The organism is Virgibacillus proomii, assembly GCF_018916875.1.
Taxonomy (GTDB): Bacteria; Bacillota; Bacilli; order Bacillales; family Amphibacillaceae; genus Virgibacillus; species Virgibacillus proomii_B.
Genome location: NZ_JAHLNO010000004.1, coordinates 51,728 through 73,648, shown reverse-complemented (window position 1 = coordinate 73,648; position 21,921 = coordinate 51,728). Strand labels below are relative to the sequence as shown.

Here is a 21,921-nt window from a genome sequence, read left to right as displayed (position 1 = left end):
ATGTGGGCTACTTTTTCTCTATTTCTTTTGATTATTAAAGGTATGGATCCCCTTATTGTTGTGACGTTGTTCTATTACTCCAGCCTGATAGCTTTCATTTAACTGATTTTGGACAGCCTCTATTCCCTTTTCATTCTCTAAAATTTCCTGTGGTTGAATATCTCGCTTGTTTTTCGTCATATTTTCACCCCTTGTTTATAGTTTGTCCATATCATTCATTTATTTGCTGTAATTATTTTAGTAAAATTGACATTTTTTGATTGTTGCTTTAGCAAATAGGGTATATAGTTAAAGAAAGGGGTGATTAAAGTGAAGTATAAAAATATTCTTGTAGCAGTTGATGGGTCCGAAGCATCAGAAAAAGCTTTTTTGAAGTCGCTGGATTTCGCCAAGCAAAACAGTGCAAGGCTAATTCTTGCACATGTGGTTGATTCACGAACTTTTGCTACTGCAGAGGCCTATGACAGAACTTTAGCAGAGCGGGCAGATGAATATGCTAAAGAATTATTAGACAGTTATGTAGATAAAGCAAAAGCTGCCGGATTAGAAGATTTAGTTCGTTGTGTGGAATATGGTTCACCAAAAATAAAAATCCCTAAGGATATTGCAAAAGAGTTTAAAGCAGATTTAATTGTTTGTGGTGCCACTGGTTTGAATGCTGTTGAGCGATTTTTAATTGGGAGTGTTTCTGAAAACATTACACGCCACGCTTCTTGTGATGTACTTGTTGTACGCTAAGAGAAAGCTGGCAGCGTTTTCTATGTGGAAGCGCTGCTTGCTCTTTGATCTCGATCGCTAGACTTATAACGCATTGTCCATCATAACAAAAATAGCAGTACGGGTATGAATAGAGTTATTTAATAAAGGTTTTGTGATGGATAATACCATACAAAACCTTTAAACTTAATTGCCTTCCGTAAGACGGATAGTATCCCTCGCAATCATAACTTCTTCATTTGTCGGAATAATTATTACTTTAACCGGAGAGTGTGGATAGTTAATAAACTTCTCTTTTCCTCGTGATTTGTTTAACGCAGGATCCCAGTAAACACCCATAAATTCTAATCCACGTAATACTTTTTCACGAATCAGAATACTATTTTCCCCGACACCAGCCGTAAAGATTATCGCATCCACACCAGACATTTTCGCTGCATAAGACCCAATGTATTTATGGATTCTTTCAGCAAATACATCTAATGCTAATTTAGCACGTGAATTCTCATCAGCTTGTTCTTCAATGTCTCTAAGATCACTAGAAAAACCAGATAAAGCTAACATTCCACTTTCTTTATTTAATACATGAACCACTTCAGCAGCCGACTTACCGGTTTTTTCCATAATATACGGGATAAGTGCTGGATCAATATCTCCGGAACGAGTACCCATTGTTAGACCAGCTAGAGGTGTAAAGCCCATCGATGTATCAATCGACTTTCCGCCTTGAATAGCTGCGATACTTGATCCGTTTCCTAAATGACAGGAAATAAGTCGCAAGTTTTCAATTGGTATACCTAACATTTCAGCAGCTCGTTGCGAAACATATTTATGGGATGTGCCATGAAATCCATATTTACGAATGCCATAATCTTTATAATAATTATAAGGTAAGCTATATAAATACGATGATGGAGGCATTGTTTGATGGAAGGCTGTATCAAACACTGCAACCATCGGTACATTAGGTAAAATCTCCTGAAATGCATAGATACCTGTTAAATGTGCAGGGTTGTGTAAAGGTGCTAATTCAGAAATTTCTTCTATTTCTTTAGTTACTTGCTCATTGATTAACACAGAATCAGTGAATTTTTCCCCACCATGAACAATCCGGTGCCCAACTGCATTAATCTCTTCGAGGGAAGCAATAACACCAGATTGTTTTAAACCATTTAACAGCTTTTTAACAGCTTCTTCATGATTTGGAATATCCCCTACAAATTTATCCTTTTCACCTTGAGCTTCCATTTCAAAGATAGCTTCATTAAGACCTATTCTCTCTACTATCCCTTTTGCAAGAACTTGTTCCTCTGGCATTTGTATTAATTGGAATTTCAAAGATGAACTACCGGCATTAATTGCCAATACATTACTCATTGCTGTTCAACTCCTCTTATTATACATCTGGAACCAATTATTTATCTGACCTAGAATATTTTCCATAGCACTGGAATTCGAAAAAGATGGCATCTTTACTAATAATGGTTGATTTGGAGCAGTCGTATGCTGACCTTTTTTCTGTAAGATTAAAATACTTCGTCTATGCTTTTCTGATTGAAAAACGGTATCTGATAAGCTTAATACACCGACAATATGTGCATATTTATGAATAAATTGCCTCAACTGCTCTGCCTGATCACTCGTAAATAAAAATTCTGGAATAATGAAAATAAGATAACCACCAGGTTTTGTATAATTGAGACTTTGCTCTAAAAATAAATGGTGAGCATAGGAAAGACCTTCCTCTGCCTTTAATTCAAAGATCCTCGCATGTACATCATCTGGATAATAACCAACCGGTAAATCTGACACAATTAAATCAACAGGATCGAGCAAGAATGGTTGTAAGCTATCTTGATGGAAAAATTCAATTTGCATTTTTTGTAAGTTAGCATTCCAAGCAGCAAGCTGTATTAATGTCGGGTCTACTTCACTTGCATATGCTTCCTTTGCTTGCGGTAATTGATGAAGCACTGTTGTAAGCAAATTTCCTGTCCCTCCTGCAGGGTCGAATATGCGCAGCTTCTTTTTATCCGTAAATAATTTTGAACTAAGATAAGCGACAATTAAAGCCACTGTTTCAGGAGTCATCATATGCTGCTGTTGCGTAGAACCCTTCATACCTTTTAATATAACTAATTGATTAGCTTTTCTTATTTCAACGGTTGTATAGGTATCCATATTCAATTTATCTAATATCTGCTGTAATTTATGAGTTAATTGTTTATCAAAACCGTCAGGAACCTTTTGATGAAACAAGATTTCCATCGTATATGCTAAGCTATCTAAGTAAGTTTCATTCACATATTGCTGAATAAGATGTGTTATATGGTCCATCCATTCATATAGTTCTTCTATATTCGATTTTTCCATCTAGTGAACCCTCCATTCGGTCGATTCAAAGCGCAATCTATTGTACCAAAAGCGTGCAGTTTATACAACGGATTGCTGTATTCCGACTGGACAGCAAAAATCCCCCTCACCGAATGAGAGAGATTTCATTCTCGTTAATTTGCTTGTCTGGCAGCTTCCAGAGCAGCATCGTAATCCGGATGGTTACTAACTTCACTTACATATTCTACATATGTGACCTTGTCATTACTATCCACAACAAAAATTGCTCTCGCCAATAATCGCAATTCTTGAATGAGCACTCCATAATTTTGTCCGAACTGCGCATCTCGGTGATCCGATAATATTTCCAGTTTATTAATATGATGCTGTGTTACCCAACGCTTTTGTGCAAATGGTAAATCCATGCTTATTGTTAAAACTTGTACATTACCAATTGCCTCTGCCGCTTCATTAAAGCGTTTTGTCTGGTCAGCACATACTCCTGTATCAATGGAAGGAACAACACTCATCAACTTAACCTTCCCCTTATAATCATCCAGTGACACTTCTTGTAGATCGTTTGATAACACTCGAAACTCAGGTGCTTTATCACCTACTTTTACTTCATTACCTACTAGGGTGACAGGTTCTTGTTGGAATGTTACATTTACCATATAGATCATTCCTTCCTAAATAATTGTATTCCCCTATTATTATGAATTGAATATGGATACATGTCCACTATTTTACGCGCAATAATTTGTGAACAAAATTACAAACGTTTTCATTTTCAAACAATTTTGCTATAAAGTATTTAAACATCATATTGAGTTGGAGCTTGCTTTTGTTTTGCTTCTTGTTTGCTTGAGTGAACCTTTTCGCCGTCTTTCATTATTTCCTGTACCTTTTCTACAACTTGTGGCGCAAAATCAAGCATTTTTTCATAAATATGGGTTTGTTGGTCGAGGTGCACCATTTTTATTCCTTGATCACTGACAATTAAAAATGCTACTGGCGTAATAGACACCCCTCCCCCACTACCCCCACCAAAAGGTAAAGTTGCCTCATTATCGGATGAGGAAGAGTCATTCGTTGCATTAAATTCACTTCCACCTGCAGCAAATCCAAACCCAACTTTGGATACCGGAATAATGATACTTCCTTCAGGAGACTGTACAGGATCACCAATAATTGTATTTACTTCCACCATTTCTTTTAAATTTTCCATTGCTGTTGTCATTAATCCTTGAATTGGATGCTCTTCCACGAGTGTTCACTCCTCATATTATGGTTTGTTTTTTCCAACTCTCTTTGTTAGTTGCAAAATGATATGTATAGCTTGTGCAAATCGTGTGGAAACCATGCAAGAAAAAAACATTTCCACACCCTTGTGTTGAAATAACGGAATTACTTGTAAATCTGGCAAACAGCTTCGTTTACTTTTTTGTATCATCCAACCAGTAATCATTCCCTTTAAACTCCAAACTCCCCCAGCAATCATACCTGTTAAAGCTGCATCACCTGTTCCGCCTTTTGTATGCCAATCCAAGCGGCGAATTACAAATTGGCGAAGGACAATGGATAATAACTGTTCTCCTTGTTTCATCATTTTGAAAACTTGTTTAAGCTGTTCGGAAATATTTTGAAAATAGTTGTAGTCAGCAGTTAAAGAAGCATCATTTAATCTGTAAATACGTTTAACAATTTGTAAGCCAAACCAATAGATTTGAATAGATAGTTCAGTATCATGCATTTGATGATTTATATGAATACAAATAGTTAATTTACTTATTAGAAGAATAAATAAAACACATATCAACCCAATTAAAATTAAAAGTAGCAACATATGATGATCACCTCAACTTTACGTTATTTTTCCACAAATATCCTATTCTAATCCATCGTTTAAAATTTTAATTAGCTAAACGGTGTCAGCCCTTATGTATTCAGGACGTACCAGAGTCTTCATTGCAACAAAGGACGTTGCCAACTTAACCAGTTGCACCACATTTTTAAGTTTGGTTCATTTTTTTAACAAATCACGGAAACATGGTAGAATAAGGTGAAACTCTGTTTTCTACTTTTTTGATATGCATCTTAACATAGAAAAAACTCATAGGAGGAATGAAAACGATGACAGCACGAAACAATATTTACTTTTATTACTTAAATAATCAAGGAATTGAAGACAAATTAGCCGCACTTGAAGATTTAGCCATTTCTAATGGTTTTAATGTTGTAGAAGATAGTAAATCAGCCAATATTATTGTTAGTATTGGTGGAGATGGTGCATTTCTGCAAGCGGTAAGAAAAACAGACTTTCGTCAAGATTGTCTCTATATGGGAATTAATCGCTTTGGAGAAGCTGGTTTATATTGTGATTTTAACATGGATAACTTTGGGGAAATGCTTCATACGATGCAACATGAGAAGTTAGAAGTTCGGCGTTTTCCTGTTATTCATACAAATCTTGATGGAGGAACAGATTTTTACTGTCTTAATGAAATTAGCCTTCGTTCAGCAATTATTAAATCTATCGTTATAGACGTATTTATTGACGATAACCATTTTGAAACATTTCGTGGTGATGGGTTAATTGTTGCGACACCTACTGGAAGTACGGGTTATAATAAATCAACGAATGGCGCTGTCGTTGATCCGCTCATCCCTTGTTTTCAAGTATCAGAATTAGCTTCTATTAATAATAACAGGTATCGTACATTGGGATCCTCCTTTATTCTTCATAAGGACCGCAATTTGCGCTTATCTGTCAGACAGGATGGAAACGATTACCCAATTATTGGTCTAGATAATGAAGCATACTCTATCCGAAACATTCAAGACGTTACGGTTACATTGAGTGATAAAGTGATTAAAACCGTAAAATTAAAAAATAATTCATTTTGGGATCGAGTAAAGCGCACCTTTTTATAAAGTAAACTTTATTCTAAGTTTCTCCACGAAAGGATAGAACAAGACTTACGGTCGCAATCCTTGAAAATGCGAGCAATGTCTAAAGCTTTTTCTTGTCCTTGAAAAAGAAAAGCGCTTTTTCTGCGTGCGGTGTACCGCTTACGAAGCTTTCCTTGTCCTTGAAAAAGAAGTACACTTTTTCTGCGTGCGAAGCTTATTCAAGAAGGCTTACTTCTCCTGTTGATCTGTACAATTCGGACATTTAAGTGGCGTTATTTCCTACCTCTTCTTACTTTTATAACTCTTAAAATTGCAGTCTTATGCCAGCTTAGATCCGGAAAAAATAAACGCATGTAAAATTATACGAAAAGGACTACCCGGCTGGATAGTCCTTCATACCATCTTCTTATTTTATTATTGAAAACTTTGACCGCCAAATTGTTGCTCAGCCATTTGCACAAGACGCTTTGTAATTTCACCACCAACAGAACCGTTAGCACGAGAAGTTGTCTCTGCACCTAATTGAACCCCGAATTCTTGTGCGATTTCATATTTCATTTGATCTAAAGCTTGTTGAACACCAGGAACTAATAATTGATTTGAATTGTTATTTGCCATAATAAATCACCTCCTTGGTACTTATAGATTGTGTACGAAGGAAGCAATCCATTCATGTTTTCTATTGGTAGTTACTGTTAAATCTGGCTTCTCTCCTCCTTAAATTCTAATCAAAAAAGCAGGTTAAAAAAATAGGAAGAAGGTCAAAACACAACCATTGCTTCAACCACTAAAAATATAACTATTATATATATAAATTGAGATTACCATATTACAATTACAATCATTAAACCTTTTAAATGCGTTAATTGTCAATTAGAAAAGGCCGTCGTATGGCGTTTGCTTTTCTTTTGCTGTCACCTTGATCGTTTCAATACCGGAAAGTGCTTCTTCCATCAGCTTCGAAAAATTATTTTTTGCTTCATAAAAATTGGCTTTTTCTCTTTTGGGTTTGGTTTTTGGAGATTTTGGTACAAATATAGTGCAACAATCTTCATAAGGAAGAATAGAAGTTTCATATGTACCAATCTCCTGTGCCAAATCGATAATTTCTGTCTTATCCATCGTAATTAATGGACGAATAATTGGATAATTCGTTACCTCGTTAATGGTATTCATGCTTTCCATCGTTTGACTCGCAACTTGCCCAAGGTTTTCTCCAGTTGTTAATGATAAAATCGATTGCTGTTCACATACTTTTTCGCTTATTCGCATCATCATACGGCGCATGATTGTCATCGCATATCCATCTGGAATTGTTCGAAATATTTCTTGTTGCAGCTTCGTAAATGGAACGATATGCACATAAATAGATTTTCCATACCTTGTTAATTGCTTTGCTAAATCAAGAACCTTTTGCTTGGCACGCTCACTGGTAAATGGCGGAGAATGAAAATGAATTGCCTCTAATTGAACTCCACGCTTCATTGCAAGATATCCTGCTACCGGACTATCAATTCCTCCAGATAACAATAATAATGTTTTTCCGGACGTACCAACTGGTAATCCTCCAAGTCCCTGAATCACACTAGAAGTTATATACGTCGCTTCCTGCCGTATTTCAATCCTAATTTCAACATCAGGCTGATGCACATCCACAGTAATGCCGGTCGTATTTGTTAATAAATGGCTGCCTACTACATGATTAAATTGCTGTGAACGGATGGGAAATTCTTTATTAATTCGTTTCACGGTAACTTTAAACGTTTTTGCTTGCGTATTTTGCTGTAACGCATAAAGTGCTGCTTGCTTAATCTTCTCGACATCATTTTTCTCTTTTATCGCTAAACTTAAACTTTGGATACCGAAAACATGCTTACATTTCTCAATAATTGGTTCCGGATCATGACCATTCAATAGAATGAACATTCTTCCTTGTGTACGCTTTACTTTTACATTTGGAAAATCATGAAGCTTACTCTGTAGATTTTCCTGTAAACGAATGATAAACGATTTAATATTTTTTCCTTTTAAAGCCATCTCACCATAACGTATTAATATATGATCATATTGCATGTACATCTACCCCATTACTTCTTTTAATTGACAAATGCTTTTTTTCAACGTCTTTATAAATTGCTCTAATTCTTGCATTGTATTCGTGTATGTCATACTTACTCGTAATGCCGAAGTAGTTCTAGTTTTCGGAAAACCGCAGGCTGCAAGGACCTTACTTTCATCCGTACGTTTGGACGAGCAAGCTGACTTTGTAGAAATGTATATTCCAGCTTCACCAAGCATATGGATCAATACTTCCGGTTTGATCCCAGGAACTGAAAAATTAATAATATGTGGAGCAGCATCTAAAGGTGTATTAATTGTAACATCTGTAATTTTTCCTAACTCTCTACGAAGATATTGCTGCAATTGATTTAAATGATCTCCACTTCGTTGTTTCTTTTCTTGTATTAGTCGTAATGCTTTTACCATTGATACAGCACCAGCCAAGTTTTCGGTACCGGACCGGATCATTTGCTCTTGCATTCCACCGTGAAAAAGCGGAAATAACGTAGTCCGGTTTTTGACGTATAATATACCTGTTCCTTTTAGCCCATGAATCTTATGACCAGACATCGTACAGAGATCAATGCCACTATCAGCTAATGGTAATGAAACTTTACCTAATCCTTGCACATTATCCACGTGTAAGAATAGCTTCGGATAGTTCTTGGCAATTTCTCCAATTTCACCAATTGGCTGAATAGAACCTAGCTCATTATTTACATGCATAAGCGTAATCAAAATAGTATCTTCTCTAATCACCGCTTTTAAATCTTCAAGTGCTATAATACCATCCTGATTGACTGGTAAATACGTAATTTCAAACCCTAATTTTTCAAGGCTTTGGCAAGCTTCATATACAGATGGATGTTCAACCATTGTTGTAATAATATGCTTTCCTCGGGTTTGGTGTTCTAGCGCAATTCCTTTAATTGCTAAATTATTTCCTTCGGTTCCTCCAGAAGTAAATACAATTTCACTTGCGTCTACATGTAAAAGTTCCGCAGCCTGTTTCTTCGCTTGATGCAATAATTTCTCTGATTCTCCCCCTAAGGAATGAATCGAGGAAGGATTTGCAAAATACGCTGTTGAAACTTGTTCAAAACTCTTTAATACTTCTGGATCCGGTTTTGTTGTTGCACTATTATCTAAATAAATCATCATTTTACTCCTTATTTATAATATCTTACACGCTGTACAGCATCGCATCCGGAATTGGTGTTTCTCTCAGGTGCGATCTTAAAACGATTATATTTTCAGATACTGGATTAACTTTAGCTTTAGCTCACTAATTTTATTTATTAGAAAAACTTGGCTTGTCGCCAAGTCTTTATGGCGAAAGCTATAGTTTTTCTTATACTATAAACCTTAAAGTTTTATACTTCCCTATAGTATTAAAATAACCTAAGGCAAGAGGCCTTGATTGTCCTTAACATTAGAACCTATAAATTTTCAGGATGTTACTCCTCGACTTCTACATTACATTTTTACGTTCATAACGTTGAAAAAAGGATATTAGCGAATGAATATCCTTTTTCCTCTCTCGGTATTTAATTATCAATCGGCTCTTGATACGCCTCAATCCGCTTTAATGCACCAGGCTCTACTTCTTCAACCGCTTTAGCCGCTGTCTCCAAGGCTAACTCATATTCATAATTTCGAAACAGCCGCTCAGCTTCGGTCAGTTTTTCAGCTAAAAGGGGATATTGACTGCGATACCGATTAGCATATTGAATGACTTGTTCGGTTAAATAAGCTTGCTCAAGCATAAGATCTGTCTGCTCCATACAATACGAAACTGCATTCTTTGCATCATTTAATGCTTGCTGAACTTCAGCCATCTCTAACGGTTGATTTTCTAACGCTTTTACTACACGATGATTTTTTTCACTCGCCGTTTCAAGCAAATTCCAAATAAATGTTGGTACTCCTGGTACATTGCTTTTTTTCAGCTTCCGTTGGATATAATATAATTGATTGCGCATTTCCGTTAACTTTTCTTTTGCTTCTAATTCATCTTTACGAAGATTATGAATGCGTTTTTTAAACTCTTCATGCTTTTCCTTAAGTTTTTCAATTTCAACAAAACCCTCTTCAATTTCAAGGCGCAATTTGGTATGTGGTACTTTTTTCTGCTCCACCTCTGATACAAAAGCTTCCATTTGTGAGTTTAATTTTGCTATTGATTTCTCTAGTGTTAAATACTTCTCCATGTCACTATCTTCAAAGTAATACGATTTTTGCAGTTGCTCTACTTCCTCTTTCGTATTACTGAAACTAGCTGTCATTTCTTCCAGTGTTTGTTGATATGTAGGCATCTTTGTATCTACATAATTTTTAGCAATTGCTTCTTTTTCTAAGAGCTGATACATTTCTTTCATGCGCCCTTCTATCTCTTCAATTATCACTTCTGCATTTGTCATATCGCCATTTTCCATTTTTTCAACCATATGTAAAAGTTTTTGTTGATAATTGCGAATTTCTTTTTCAAAAGCAAGATGCTCTACTCGATAACCTTCATTTTTCATTTCTTTGACGCCTGTAAGAAGATCGTCTAATTGTGAAGGTAACTCCTGCTTACACATCCGAAATAAATGTGGAAATTCATTCAGCCTTACTTCCACTGTATCCAAAGATACACGAATTTGCTCAACAAGCTCTCTCGCTGCTAAATAATTACCATCATCTACTAACTCATAGTAAGAAGCTATCTGCTTCGTAAGCTCGTCAAGTTTCTTTTCAAAGTAGCTCTCCGCTTTTCCATACTGATAGCGAGTTTGCGATAATTTTTTTCGCAATTCTTTTACAGTAGGCTCTACATGCTCAATCTCTTTTCTGCTCTTTTCTTCGGATTCAAGCAGCTCATCCACTTCTTTTAAAATCTCTTCAATTGCTACTTCTACCGACTGTAGTATTTTCTCTACTTCCGCTAAAGTCTTTTTAGCCTTGGAAAAACGATAGCGATCCGCCATCTCTTCTGCATCGAATAAATATTCTTCTATATCCGTCAATTCTTTCGTTACAATATGTTCCCAACGTTCTTTCCAGGCTTCAAACTTATCCTGTGTTTCCCCTGATAAGTTAAGTATTTTAATGCGGGAGAGCTCAGCATTAATGTTTCGACCGATAATATCCATTTTCCATGCTTCATATCGATCGACAACATCATATATTCTTTTTCTTAAAATAAGTCCTGTAATAATAAGTGCAATAACTACAAGTATACTGCCAATGATGTATGCCATAAAATGCCTCCCAACTAAATTCCTATAAGAGGATGTTCAAAAGTTCGGTAAAAATGACGCATCCAATTTCTTCACACGTTAGAACGAATAAAATTTTCACGTTACGTTTAGGTCAAGGCAGTTTAAATTTTTAAGTTCTACGTATAAATTTCAACCAGGCATCGTCTGCGCACTTTACTTGATACGAATAAGTTTCCATTATTGGTTGTTTCTTCTTTGCTCATGTATACAGATGCCTACACTTGCTACTCGAAACTGCACCGCCTCGAATTTCGACTGGACAGGACGTGCTAGTGACATCCCTTGCAAAAAGAGCGTTCATGACCTTAGCCAACCTCAACCTTTTTTTATCCCCTTTTTGAACACGCACTATAAATAGGATAACGTTCCTAGGATAATTTCTTATCACAAATAAATCTACATATAATAATACCATGTTCATTGCTTGTTTTGCTAAAAAAATACAAATAAATTAGCGAATTACGGGTAAAAATCTTAATTTACCAGATTTATCTCTTGTGCGACGACAAAATCCAACCATTGATGGATCGTTTTTACATAATTTTGGACAAATAATTCATGGGAATATTGTCCTACGATTTGGTTTTTCCATTCATTTGGCATCATATATGGGGTAACCAACATACCTTTTAGTTGCATGTATAAATAAGTACGGTCATTAATAGAAGTTATTTGCTCATTCAACACAGCATAAAAAGCATTGCTAATAAAGTGGTTCTCCTTCGCCAGATAAGTGACAGTCATCTCCCTTACAAAGATAGAGTCCAAGGACAGTTCTCGATGTATAAAACAGGAGAATTGATGTTTGCTCTGTTTATACTGTATAATAATAAAAATTAATTCCTTAAGCTTATTTAATGGATTTAAATTATGATTCGCTTCCAGCGCTGCTTCGATTGTCTCTAAGTATTTTTCATAATATTCCGTTACTGCAAATTCTAACAACCCTTGCTTTCCATTAAAATAGTAGCTAATTAGCGATACATTCACATTTGCTTTATCGGCTATATCACGAACGGACGTACCATGAAATCCTTTTTGAAAAAATAAACTAGAAGCAGCTTCCAGCACCTTTCGTTTTGAGGGATTGATTTTCATATAACTCAACTCCTTACATCTCTTTTACGACAAAAGAGATGATATATCCTGCATTTTTCGCTCGACAAAAAAATATCCTTTGTCGAAATAACTAATCAGAAAGGAAATGTTTCATGTTTCAAACAAGTACGTACTCCGGTAATAAAGAAAAAGATTATCATCTATTAATTCGTCAATTGCATGCCCTAAGTGAGGATGAACATGAGCATATTGCCATTTTAGCAAATGCGTCTGCATTATTAAATCAATTTCTTGATCAAATCAATTGGGTGGGATTCTACCTTTGGAAAGAACAAGACAATGAACTAGTACTTGGGCCCTTTCAAGGTTTACCTGCATGCATCAGGATTGGATACGGAAAAGGAGTTTGCGGTACAGCTGTAAAAGAAAGAGCAACCCAATGTGTAGCAAATGTCCATGATTTTCCAGGTCATATCGCCTGTGACAGTGCTAGTAAGTCTGAAATTGTCATACCGATAATGAAAGATGGTAATATTTATGGAGTGCTCGATATTGATAGTCCGATTAAAAATCGATTCGACCATGACGACCAAATCTACTTAGAAAAATTCGTTGATGCATTACAAACGCATTTATCCAGTCATTAAAACATATATTTTACTTTTTAGCTAGCGGTAACCACCAACAGGTTCAACCGCTAGCATAATTTTAGTTATAAACCCCTACGATTTAACAACACTATTTTTCCCCTTGCTTTTTGCTTTGTAAAGAGCACTGTCGGCGCGAATAAATAATTCACTTACTGTATCTTTACCGACATCGTCCCAAGAGGAAACCCCACAGGAAACTGTAACCGATGGATCAGTCGAACGCTCTACGTATTGGCAAATCTTTTTTGCTAAAGCTACTGCATCATCTATTTCTTGATTTGGCGTATAAATTGCCAGCTCCTCCCCACCCCACCTGGAAGGGATCGCCTCTTCTGCCGTGTATTCATGAATTACATTGGCAACTTGCTTTAATACTTTATCACCAACATGGTGTCCATACGTATCATTTACTCGTTTAAAATCATCAATATCAAACAATATTAGTGCTCCCTTAGCAGTTGATTTTCTTAGTTTAATGATCATCTCTTCTAAATAGCTTCTTGAATAAAGCTTTGTTAAATAATCGGTAATTACTGCCTTTTGCAGTTCTTCTTTTAAAATTGCATTAAGAAGAGCTAACGAGCAATGTTGAATTAATGATTGTAATAATTTAAACCGTTCAAAGGAAAAGAAATAAGATAATGGATGCATAATAACAACTAATCCGTAAACTTCGAATTCTTGTTGCATTGGAATAACTAACAGTGACCGATATGGTAGCCCGGGATATTCTTTGTAATTTCCGTAAAATTTTGGACCGTCAATGTTCTCTAATAAGTATGATGCAAATGCATCTCCTTGTGTCTTAAAATAACTTGTACTCGCGGCTTCAATAGTCGTATATTCATGGTCACGTTTGAAAATAAATCCAACTTCCATCGCCTGACAAATATCAATGATTTTATCACGTACGTATTCCATAATTCCTTTTAAATTTAAATTAGAATTTAGTTTATGAGTCACATCATTAATTAACTTTAAATCCGAAATTTGATGACTGCTATTTTCCATAAGACTTGCATTCTCTATCGATTTTCCAGCAGTTTGAGCAATTTCCATAATAAACTGAACATCATTTTCCTGTAAATATACTCCTTCTTCTTTTACAAGCTGAATAACCCCATATACTCCTTGATTTCCTGTTAGAGGCGCAAACAATTTATAAATTTGGTCTGAATGTTTCTCCATTTGCATCTCTCCGGAAATAAACGCCATGGAACTGTAGCTCATAGGCTCTTCGTCATTATACATAATTGGTTGAATCGGACAGTCAATTTCAATATCTGTATCCTGAGATAATAGTAATTGAGTAGTGTAGCTTGGATAAAATTGCGTAATGGCGGTAATAACTTCTTGAACAATCTCCGCTTTATTTTCCATTGTAAATAATCGTACAGATAAGTGATAAAGAAATTTGAATTGACCTTGTTGATTCATTCTCCATGTTACAGCCCGAAGCATCCGTACCACTTCGGATTGCAACATATTTAATAGCAAATGATCCATTTGTTTTTTACTTTCAATATATAGAACGTATTCTGCATTTAATTTCATAAAATAGCCATTGACGTTTTCTACCTCGATCCACTGATGAATTCCCATATGTTCTGGTACAACTCTATTCTGAAGGGATGGTTCGGAATTGTTCATTTCTACTCCATAAAGCAAGTGATAACCATCCTCACAATAGCAATATATCCCTGTAGTTCGAATCCCTTCTAGCTGAGCTATCCGTTCGCTCATTAATGATAAGCTTTTTTCTAAACATTGACTCGAGGCAATCGTTAGTAATTCAAAATAAATCTTATGTAATTGTTGCTTCACATGTTTTAAATTCATCATTTTCACCAGCTATCATTTAGTTTTTAAATGCTATGCATCCGTCCGTACAACCAAGTTCCATTATAGGAGATCATGCATAAAATACTATTTTTATAATAAAAAGTGAAACTTCATTCATAAGGCTTTTCACCATGGAAGCAGTGGACCAAAAGGCTACCACCTTGAAAAAAAACTCTACCACAATGTATTACTGTAGACATTTTTCTTTGTAAGATCCTGATAAGTCGCTGGGAAGTTGCTTGTCCTTAACTTTTTCTTCATGCGGTGTTGTTGCTGTCCAAGTTTTACTTTCCTCCGGAACCTAAACCACGTTGTTTTTAATACCTCTTGTGGCTTGAATTTTATATATATATTAGCTATTAATATGGAATAAATAGCTTATTAAACTTATTATAACTTATGTAGGCCTTTTTTCCTATGTTTTAATTTGTCGGAATCTATTTTTAATAAGTAGTTGACTTCTCCTTGCAAAAATTATATACTATTCGTTGTGTAAAATAATAAAGTAGCCTTAGTGATCTGACGCTTGTAATCATGTTGTTCCTCTACTTAATAGAGGTGTATCGTGTAACTCTTAGCTGCTGGAGCGATGGTACATGAAAACAATATGAGCAAGTGTATAGAACACGCTCTTTTATTTTATACAAATAAAAGAAAAAGGAGGAAATGTCTTATGGCTCGTTATACTGGACCAATATGGAAAAAGTCACGTCGTCTTGGCATTTCATTAACCGGAACTGGTAAAGAATTAGATAAACGACCTTATGCACCAGGTCAACATGGACCAAATCAACGTAAGAAAATATCTGAATATGGTTTACAACAACAAGAAAAGCAAAAATTACGTTTCATGTATGGTTTAAATGAGCGTCAATTCCGTACGCTGTTTAACAGAGCAGGTAAAATGAAAGGTGTTCACGGTGAAAACTTCATGCTATTGCTTGAATCCCGTCTTGATAACCTTGTTTACCGCCTTGGCTTTGCTCGTACACGTAGACAAGCTCGTCAGCTAGTTAACCATGGTCACATCACTGTTGATGGTGCTCGTGTTGATATTCCATCTTACTTGGTAAAACCCGGCCAAGTTATTGGCTTACGTGAAAAATCCAAGAACTTGGATATCGTTAAAGAGGCGCTCGAAGTGAATAATTTTGTTCCTGACTATTTAACACTAGATGAAAATAAACTAGAAGGAACATTCACTCGTTACGCAGAACGTGAAGAACTTCCTGCAGAAATTAACGAATCCTTAATCGTTGAATTCTACTCACGTTAATATTAGCTTTATGCATTTTAACGCAATCGAAACCCTTGAAATGTTGTTAAATCAACGTTTCAGGGGTTTTTTCGTTTTTATTTATTTTGCAAAATAAAGCAAGGTAATGCACTAATTTGGGGCCAAAAAATACTAGCATGGGTAAAAGAATGGAAAGAAATAAAAAACACTACTTACATGGAATGTTAATTGAATAAAGTAAATAAGATGTAGAGTGTAAATTATAAAATTTGAATACAGGATTACTAATTCATAATTAGTCTATATTAAAAACACTTTCCATTATGTTTTCTATTCTCAACCTCTTCAATAGCATCTTCTACATCCAACAAAGGCTACTTAAAACCAATCATAACTAAACGGAGCAAAAATATGTCCAATAGAAGACCCACACGTATTAACTAGTAAAACATCATCAGTCATAAGGATTTACTACGAATTTTTTCATCATTTTCACCTCATTATAGTTTCTTAAGAACTAAAATGTTTATTCCATCATAACCAACTTTTTTAATGATAAAGAAATTATTACTTTACTTATTCTCTTTTATAAGTTCTGAAAGCCGTTTAAACCCTTTTTCAAGTTCTTCTAATGATGCATAGGAATACGACAAACGCAAATGCTCTTGATCATTTTTATCGTAGACACTTCCCGGATTTAATAAAATACCTTCTTGGAGAGCTGCTTCAAATAATTTTCGTGTGGAAATACCTGTTTGTAATTGAAGCCATATATAAAATCCCCCACTTGGAATATTCCATGTTGCTATATCAGAGAAATATGTATTTAAAATGTTAATTGTCAAGTCTCTTCTATATTTCAGTTTTACTCTTATTTGATTTATATAATCTTCGTACCATCCGCTTTTTATCCATTTATTTACAACATATTGCGATATAGAACTTGACCCGTAATCCGTTTGCATTTTTATATCGGCAAGTCGGTCAATAACTGGTTCAGGTCCGACAATCCATCCAATTCGCAGTCCTGGACTTAATGACTTAGAGACACTTCCAATGTAAAGCACATTCCCTTGATTATCATTTGCTTTTATTGGATTTGGTGGTGGGTTATCAAACCATAATTCATCATATACACCATCCTCAATAATGGGAAGAGCTTCATTTTTCGCAACCTCTAATACTGATTTTCTCCTTCTGTCAGACATTAACGTACCTGTTGGATTATGGTATGATGGAATCGTATAAAGTAACGTTGCATGGTGCTGTCGTTTTAAATTACCAATGGATTCGTGTTTGATCCCCTCTTTATCTAATGGGATTCCAAATAAATTCATGCCAGCAGATTGAAAGACATGAACTGAATTTAGGTATGAAGGTGATTCGTGAAAGATAACCGAACCACGTTTTAATAAACTAATCGAAATCAATTGCAGTGCTTGAAGACCCCCAGAAACAATTAATATGGAAGGAGGCGAAGCTTCAATACCTTTCCTTTTTAAGGAAAGGCTAATTGTTTTCCTCAAATCTAGGTTTCCTTTTGGCTCTTCATATCCTAGAGATAGAGTATCCTCTATATCAATTTGCAATAAATTTGCCATCTGTTTATTGGGTAGCAGTTCGGGTGAAAGTTCCCCAGTACCCAGTCGAATGATAGCTGAATCGGCTTCTGCCTCATTAATTTTTTGAATGATGTTCATATTAGGCTCATGAATACCAGAACGGACATAAGTAATCCAATCAGGTGGCGGTGTTGAAGCAAGCAAACCCCAAGTATTATTTATCACTCTTGTGCCACTTCCTACTTTTGATTCAATCAACCCAGCTGCGGCCAATTCCTCAAAAGCAGTTACAATCGTACTTCGATTGACTGCAAATTGTTTGGCTAAAGTTCTCTGTGAAGGTATTTTAGTGCCGATTGTCCATTCCCCATTTAATATTTTCTTTTTCATATAATCATAGATTTGTAGATGCAAAGGTAATGATGAACATTTTTGTGGTTTCCATTCTATTTCAGACATTTTCCTACCTCACTCTTTTCTTTTATTGTAACAAAATGGTTGGTTTTATTTCCATCCAATTGGTTGGAGACAAATAGAATTTCCTCCTTTATTCTATATACGAATAGGAGGGAAAAATAGTGGAAGCATTAGTTCATGGAATCATGCTTGGTTTTGGGTTAATTCTACCTTTAGGCATACAAAATGTTTTTGTGTTTAATCAAGGGGCAACTCATAAAAAGTTCACTAATGCCTTACCAGCAGTTATAACGGCAGGGGTCTGTGATACGATACTCATTTCATTAGCTGTGGCTGGTGTATCGATTATCATTTTAAGTGTTGAATGGCTTCGAACTTTTATATTTTTAGTAGGATTTATTTTTCTAGTTTACATGGGATGGCTAATGTGGAGTGATACACCGGAAATAAAGAATCACCAAGAAGCTAATCCTTTTTCCACGAAACGACAGATTTTATTTACTGCTTCTGTTTCCTTGTTAAATCCACATGCTATTTTGGACACAATAGGAGTTATCGGAACAAACTCGTTGGTTTATACAGGACATGAGAAGTGGATATTTACATTAGCCTGTATTGGGGTTTCTTGGATCTGGTTCTTTGCTCTTGCCATTACCGGAAAAAAGATTGGTCAAATCGACAGAAACGGAATACTGTTAAAACGGTTAAATCAAATTTCTGCTCTTATTATTTGGGGAATAGCTGTCTATATGGGGTTACAGTTATTTTTAAATGTAATATAAAAGATAGGTTCAAAGATGAAGGCATAGTTCATAATACGAAAGGAGCAGTTTAGCGGACGATTAGGGTTTTAATGAGCAGATCGTCCCAACTCTCAAAATCAAATTTTTCTATACTTTAACCAAGTAAGTATGAATATTAAAGAAGGCGAAATTTATGGTTTTCTCGGTCCAAACGGTGCTGGAAAAACGACAGTAATGAAAATGTTATTAAATTTAGTGAAACCGACATCTGGGGAAATTTTCATTCAAAATCAACCCATTAAACCAACTTCTTATAAATATTTAAAAAACATCGGCAGCCTCATTGAATATCCGATTTTTTATGAGGAACTAACCGCACAAGAAAATTTACAAATGCACTGTGCTTATATGGGTTATAAAGGCCGAAACCATATAAAGAAAGTGTTAGACATTGTAGCTTTACAACAAATCGACAGGAAAAAGGTAAAAGAATTTTCTCTCGGTATGCGTCAACGTCTGGCAATTGGGCGCGCCATTGTTGCCAAACCGAAAATTTTAATTTTAGATGAGCCTATTAACGGGCTGAATCCCATCGGCATTAAGGAAGTGAGAGAGTTGCTTGTCATGCTAAAACAGCGATATGGAATGACCATTTTAATTTCAAGCCATATCGTCTCAGAAATCGAATCCATTGCAGATACGATTGGCGTGTTAAAACACGGTGAATTAATTGAGGAGATTTCGATGCATTCCATGCGTGGAAAATACCAATCAACACTTGATATAGTCGTGAGTAATGCAAGAAAAGCTAAACGACTAATAGAGGTAAATTTCAACGCTAAGGTGCAAATCTTGAATGCTACAACACTAAGTATCCAACAGGTACATGAGAAGTCATCAACATTAACAAAGTATTTAATACAGCATGGGGTTGATGTAGATGCAGTCGAAACTAAACATCAATCGTTAGAAGAATACTTTGTCAAACTTATTAATGGAGGAAATCGATATGCTTAATTTAATAAAATTAGAATGGCGCAAGCATCATATGTCACGTTACTTTAACAGCTTTTTCTTCTGTGTTATAGGTATTTATGGCTTTGTGGCATTCATTTCATTAGCTTCAAAAAATGATGTTGACGGGGCTATGGGTTCATTTCAAGAATTTATGACACTTTTAAATATTTTATCGAATATTACATTTATGGTTTTGGGCAGTGTTATTTTATCTCGCTTGATCATTTCCGAATTTCGTTCGAAAACGATGCAAGTATTGTTTACCTTACCCTATAAAGCGTAAAAAACTTTTATTTGCCAAATTAACGCTCGCTTACTTGTTTACGACAGGAAGTTTACTTGTTGGCATTTTGCTCATGCAAATCATCACATACTTTTTACAGCCTTCACTCGAGTTATTTGAAGGCACAGTAACACCACAAGATATATGGGCGATATTACCAAATACAGTGACGAACGCGTTCATGATGGGCGCAATCGCTTTAATTCCGTTATTTTTCGGCATGCGAAAAAAATCCACCGCTGCCACGATCACATCTGCTGTCATAATCGCCTTTTTGATTAACTCAACGGTTTCAGATGGCGTTGACACGTTCAGCTTAGCGAATGTCGTCATCATTCCAATTGTATTAGCACTGCTTGGAATTGGCATTGCCTATTTATCATTCTGCAACATTGATGTAAAGGATGTGGCATAAATGATCCGAAAAATGTTGTTTGTACTATTGCTTGGAATCATCACTGTGACCATCATTCTTTTTATGAAACAACCGGAACCGGCTAAGACAATCACAATTGGTGAATATGACGCGCTTGCACATATCGATGTGACACTTGAAGAGTTAAATATCGGTATTTCCAACTCACCTGATGATAAAATACATGTTCAAATGCAAGGACATAAATTAAAAAAGCATATGCTGACACTCAATGAAGAAAACAATAGATTCGTCATGAAGGAGCAACAACGCAAGAAAAATTGGAAAGAAAATATCCGTTTTCATTCATTACCAACCATCATCGTGCAACTCCCCAAATCCCAAAGTAAATCACTAACACTTAAAGGTGCATATGGAGATGTCACCATTGAAGATTTAGCACTGGATACAGTACAAGTAGAAACATCTGCGGGCATGGCTTATTTAAAAAATCTGTCTATTTCAAATGCTGAACTTCATACGAATGATGGCAATGTGACAATCGCTAAAAGCGCTATAGAAGACTTAAATATTACATCAAGTGCAGGTGATGTTGCCATGAAAGAAAGCACAGGCTCAGCGCATACGATACAAACGGTTGAAGGGCAAATCAAAATGACAGAGGCAATAGAACAGTCGAATCTACATGTAAAAAGCGTTTCAGGTGATATTGACATTCACTATCAAAAAGCCCCAATTTCACTTCAATTCATAACAGAAGGTGAAGATATTGAGGTGACATTGCCAAAATATGATAAAAAAACACATATGATTGGTGATGGCACGAATATGCTTTCAGCCAAAACGAAATATGGTGGGATTATGATTAAGTAGAACCTTAAGTAATACTATCACAAACGTTGATATGACAATTGTTTAAACCATATAGCCAAGCTTAGTGGAGATTTTACCTCCACTAAGCTTATAGAGAAAATGGATGGTAATTCCCAGAAGCTGTGAATAAATCAAAAAAGGGGATGGTAAATGGAAAAAGTCGCTAGTAAACCCCAAAAAAGACAAGCAAATCCCAAAAGGTGAATGGATTTGCCGTGATTAAGCTTTCGAGGGTTTCTCAACAGCCTAAGACTAATTACCTGAGTCCTTTTCACTGATTAAAACGGTAGATTATCATTAGAAAAATCTGTCATTTCTGTATCTGTTGATTCTCCCTATTGTACAACCAATCCAATCGGTTTTGTATCCAATTCGCTACCACTTCTGTGACATAAACGGATTGGCCGTCCTTTTCATACCGCCTTGTTTGAAGCCCTCCAACAACGGATATTAAACTCCCTTTTCCACAATATGAAGCTACATTTTCGGCAACTTGTCGCCCCATGTAACGACACGAATAAAAACTTGATCAGAAAAAACATACGGACTCCATATGAATCATAAATGTGTACAA

General features: G+C 35.6%; 22 protein-coding genes and 1 pseudogene. 9 read left to right on the top strand and 14 right to left on the bottom strand.

The genetic code is table 11. The features are described from left to right. Positions 1-18: 18 nt before the first annotated feature. The gene (locus tag KQI21_RS01570) at positions 19-180 is read right to left on the bottom strand and encodes a hypothetical protein (RefSeq protein ID WP_216482259.1); all 162 of its coding nucleotides are present in this window, start codon (positions 178-180) and stop codon (positions 19-21) included. Between the two features lie 123 nt (positions 181-303). Here KQI21_RS01570 and KQI21_RS01565 point away from each other — a divergent pair, with 123 nt between their 5' ends. Next, a complete protein-coding gene (locus KQI21_RS01565) occupies positions 304-738 on the top strand; it encodes a universal stress protein (protein WP_077321359.1) in 435 nt (144 codons plus the stop codon). A gap of 165 nt (positions 739-903) precedes the next feature. On the opposite strand, the gene KQI21_RS01560 is transcribed toward KQI21_RS01565, so the two are convergent. From KQI21_RS01560 to KQI21_RS01540, 5 genes are all read right to left on the bottom strand, one after another. After that, a complete protein-coding gene (locus KQI21_RS01560) occupies positions 904-2,094 on the bottom strand; it encodes an acetate kinase (protein WP_216482258.1) in 1,191 nt (396 codons plus the stop codon). Positions 2,095-2,100: 6 nt separating this feature from the next. Further along, a complete protein-coding gene (locus KQI21_RS01555) occupies positions 2,101-3,090 on the bottom strand; it encodes a class I SAM-dependent methyltransferase (protein WP_216482257.1) in 990 nt (329 codons plus the stop codon). Positions 3,091-3,224: 134 nt separating this feature from the next. Then, positions 3,225-3,725 (bottom strand): thiol peroxidase, encoded by a 501-nt coding sequence (gene tpx, locus KQI21_RS01550; RefSeq protein WP_216482256.1) that lies wholly within the window; start codon positions 3,723-3,725, stop codon positions 3,225-3,227. Positions 3,726-3,865: 140 nt separating this feature from the next. Next, positions 3,866-4,318 (bottom strand): GerW family sporulation protein, encoded by a 453-nt coding sequence (gene ytfJ, locus KQI21_RS01545; RefSeq protein WP_216482255.1) that lies wholly within the window; start codon positions 4,316-4,318, stop codon positions 3,866-3,868. Positions 4,319-4,336: 18 nt separating this feature from the next. Beyond that, a complete protein-coding gene (locus KQI21_RS01540) occupies positions 4,337-4,897 on the bottom strand; it encodes a DUF2953 domain-containing protein (RefSeq protein ID WP_216482254.1) in 561 nt (186 codons plus the stop codon). Between the two features lie 287 nt (positions 4,898-5,184). Between KQI21_RS01540 and KQI21_RS01535 the strand changes: the two genes are divergently transcribed. Next, a complete protein-coding gene (locus KQI21_RS01535) occupies positions 5,185-5,985 on the top strand; it encodes an NAD kinase (RefSeq protein WP_216482253.1) in 801 nt (266 codons plus the stop codon). 393 nt (positions 5,986-6,378) lie between these two features. Here the strand turns inward: KQI21_RS01535 and KQI21_RS01530 are convergent, their stop codons facing one another. The 5 genes from KQI21_RS01530 to refZ form a co-directional block, all read right to left on the bottom strand. Continuing rightward, on the bottom strand, positions 6,379-6,582 hold the full coding sequence (locus tag KQI21_RS01530; protein WP_216482252.1) for an alpha/beta-type small acid-soluble spore protein: 204 nt from the start codon (positions 6,580-6,582) through the stop codon (positions 6,379-6,381). Between the two features lie 255 nt (positions 6,583-6,837). Continuing rightward, positions 6,838-8,037 (bottom strand): tRNA uracil 4-sulfurtransferase ThiI, encoded by a 1,200-nt coding sequence (gene thiI / locus KQI21_RS01525; protein WP_216482251.1) that lies wholly within the window; start codon positions 8,035-8,037, stop codon positions 6,838-6,840. A gap of 6 nt (positions 8,038-8,043) precedes the next feature. After that, positions 8,044-9,183, bottom strand: coding sequence for a cysteine desulfurase family protein (locus KQI21_RS01520; protein WP_216482250.1), 1,140 nt, complete (start codon positions 9,181-9,183; stop codon positions 8,044-8,046). Positions 9,184-9,572: 389 nt separating this feature from the next. Continuing rightward, on the bottom strand, positions 9,573-11,267 hold the full coding sequence (gene ezrA, locus KQI21_RS01515; protein ID WP_216482249.1) for a septation ring formation regulator EzrA: 1,695 nt from the start codon (positions 11,265-11,267) through the stop codon (positions 9,573-9,575). Between the two features lie 495 nt (positions 11,268-11,762). Next, positions 11,763-12,386, bottom strand: coding sequence for a forespore capture DNA-binding protein RefZ (gene refZ / locus KQI21_RS01510; protein WP_216482248.1), 624 nt, complete (start codon positions 12,384-12,386; stop codon positions 11,763-11,765). A gap of 113 nt (positions 12,387-12,499) precedes the next feature. Between refZ and msrC the strand changes: the two genes are divergently transcribed. Continuing rightward, positions 12,500-12,994 carry a free L-methionine (R)-S-oxide reductase MsrC gene (gene msrC / locus KQI21_RS01505; RefSeq protein WP_216482247.1) on the top strand — a complete coding sequence of 165 codons (495 nt, stop codon included), beginning with the start codon at positions 12,500-12,502 and terminating at the stop codon, positions 12,992-12,994. A gap of 75 nt (positions 12,995-13,069) precedes the next feature. Here msrC and KQI21_RS01500 read toward each other — a convergent pair whose 3' ends face one another. Continuing rightward, positions 13,070-14,836 (bottom strand): sensor domain-containing diguanylate cyclase, encoded by a 1,767-nt coding sequence (locus KQI21_RS01500; protein ID WP_216482246.1) that lies wholly within the window; start codon positions 14,834-14,836, stop codon positions 13,070-13,072. Positions 14,837-15,512: 676 nt separating this feature from the next. Between KQI21_RS01500 and rpsD the strand changes: the two genes are divergently transcribed. Next, the gene (gene rpsD, locus KQI21_RS01495) at positions 15,513-16,115 is read left to right on the top strand and encodes a 30S ribosomal protein S4 (protein ID WP_077321373.1); all 603 of its coding nucleotides are present in this window, start codon (positions 15,513-15,515) and stop codon (positions 16,113-16,115) included. A 533-nt stretch (positions 16,116-16,648) separates the two neighbouring features. Here rpsD and pdxR read toward each other — a convergent pair. Then, complete coding sequence (pdxR, locus tag KQI21_RS01490; RefSeq protein WP_216482245.1) at positions 16,649-18,097, bottom strand: MocR-like pyridoxine biosynthesis transcription factor PdxR; 1,449 nt, start codon at positions 18,095-18,097, stop codon at positions 16,649-16,651. 119 nt (positions 18,098-18,216) lie between these two features. On the opposite strand from pdxR, the gene KQI21_RS01485 reads away from it, so the two are divergent. The 5 genes from KQI21_RS01485 to KQI21_RS01465 all read left to right on the top strand — a co-directional run bounded on the left by KQI21_RS01485 (position 18,217) and on the right by KQI21_RS01465 (position 21,347). After that, a complete protein-coding gene (locus tag KQI21_RS01485; RefSeq protein WP_216482244.1) occupies positions 18,217-18,837 on the top strand; it encodes a LysE/ArgO family amino acid transporter in 621 nt (206 codons plus the stop codon). A gap of 129 nt (positions 18,838-18,966) precedes the next feature. Further along, positions 18,967-19,815 carry an ATP-binding cassette domain-containing protein gene (locus tag KQI21_RS01480; RefSeq protein ID WP_216482243.1) on the top strand — a complete coding sequence of 283 codons (849 nt, stop codon included), beginning with the start codon at positions 18,967-18,969 and terminating at the stop codon, positions 19,813-19,815. Continuing rightward, positions 19,808-20,098 carry an ABC transporter permease gene (locus KQI21_RS01475; protein ID WP_216482242.1) on the top strand — a complete coding sequence of 97 codons (291 nt, stop codon included), beginning with the start codon at positions 19,808-19,810 and terminating at the stop codon, positions 20,096-20,098. The genes KQI21_RS01480 and KQI21_RS01475 overlap by 8 nt, the downstream gene beginning before the upstream one ends. Then, positions 20,088-20,513: a hypothetical protein gene (locus KQI21_RS01470; RefSeq protein WP_216482667.1), complete on the top strand. Its 426-nt coding sequence runs from the start codon at positions 20,088-20,090 to the stop codon at positions 20,511-20,513. Before KQI21_RS01475 ends, KQI21_RS01470 begins: the two co-directional genes overlap by 11 nt. Then, entirely contained in the window at positions 20,514-21,347 is an 834-nt protein-coding gene (locus tag KQI21_RS01465; protein WP_216482241.1) for a DUF4097 family beta strand repeat-containing protein, read from the top strand. A 310-nt stretch (positions 21,348-21,657) separates the two neighbouring features. Here the strand turns inward: KQI21_RS01465 and KQI21_RS16330 are convergent. Then, positions 21,658-21,861 (bottom strand): annotated as a pseudogene (locus tag KQI21_RS16330) (single-stranded DNA-binding protein); the annotation flags it as partial. Between the last annotated feature and the right edge of the window lie 60 nt (positions 21,862-21,921).

Bases quoted from the DNA above. Each gene is read 5' to 3' on its own strand.
- KQI21_RS01500 (WP_216482246.1), bottom strand. From the start codon at position 14,836: ATGAATTTAAAACATGTGAAGCAACAATTACATAAGATTTATTTTGAA.
- KQI21_RS01475 (WP_216482242.1), top strand. From the start codon at position 19,808: ATGCTTAATTTAATAAAATTAGAATGGCGCAAGCATCATATGTCACGT.
- pdxR (WP_216482245.1), bottom strand. From the start codon at position 18,097: ATGTCTGAAATAGAATGGAAACCACAAAAATGTTCATCATTACCTTTG.
- KQI21_RS01540 (WP_216482254.1), bottom strand. From the start codon at position 4,897: ATGTTGCTACTTTTAATTTTAATTGGGTTGATATGTGTTTTATTTATT.
- msrC (WP_216482247.1), top strand. From the start codon at position 12,500: ATGTTTCAAACAAGTACGTACTCCGGTAATAAAGAAAAAGATTATCAT.
- tpx (WP_216482256.1), bottom strand. From the start codon at position 3,725: ATGGTAAATGTAACATTCCAACAAGAACCTGTCACCCTAGTAGGTAAT.
- KQI21_RS01570 (WP_216482259.1), bottom strand. From the start codon at position 180: ATGACGAAAAACAAGCGAGATATTCAACCACAGGAAATTTTAGAGAAT.
- KQI21_RS01555 (WP_216482257.1), bottom strand. From the start codon at position 3,090: ATGGAAAAATCGAATATAGAAGAACTATATGAATGGATGGACCATATA.
- KQI21_RS01465 (WP_216482241.1), top strand. From the start codon at position 20,514: ATGATCCGAAAAATGTTGTTTGTACTATTGCTTGGAATCATCACTGTG.
- rpsD (WP_077321373.1), top strand. From the start codon at position 15,513: ATGGCTCGTTATACTGGACCAATATGGAAAAAGTCACGTCGTCTTGGC.
- refZ (WP_216482248.1), bottom strand. From the start codon at position 12,386: ATGAAAATCAATCCCTCAAAACGAAAGGTGCTGGAAGCTGCTTCTAGT.
- KQI21_RS01480 (WP_216482243.1), top strand. From the start codon at position 18,967: ATGAATATTAAAGAAGGCGAAATTTATGGTTTTCTCGGTCCAAACGGT.
- KQI21_RS01520 (WP_216482250.1), bottom strand. From the start codon at position 9,183: ATGATTTATTTAGATAATAGTGCAACAACAAAACCGGATCCAGAAGTA.
- ezrA (WP_216482249.1), bottom strand. From the start codon at position 11,267: ATGGCATACATCATTGGCAGTATACTTGTAGTTATTGCACTTATTATT.
- KQI21_RS01560 (WP_216482258.1), bottom strand. From the start codon at position 2,094: ATGAGTAATGTATTGGCAATTAATGCCGGTAGTTCATCTTTGAAATTC.
- KQI21_RS01530 (WP_216482252.1), bottom strand. From the start codon at position 6,582: ATGGCAAATAACAATTCAAATCAATTATTAGTTCCTGGTGTTCAACAA.
- thiI (WP_216482251.1), bottom strand. From the start codon at position 8,037: ATGCAATATGATCATATATTAATACGTTATGGTGAGATGGCTTTAAAA.
- KQI21_RS01535 (WP_216482253.1), top strand. From the start codon at position 5,185: ATGACAGCACGAAACAATATTTACTTTTATTACTTAAATAATCAAGGA.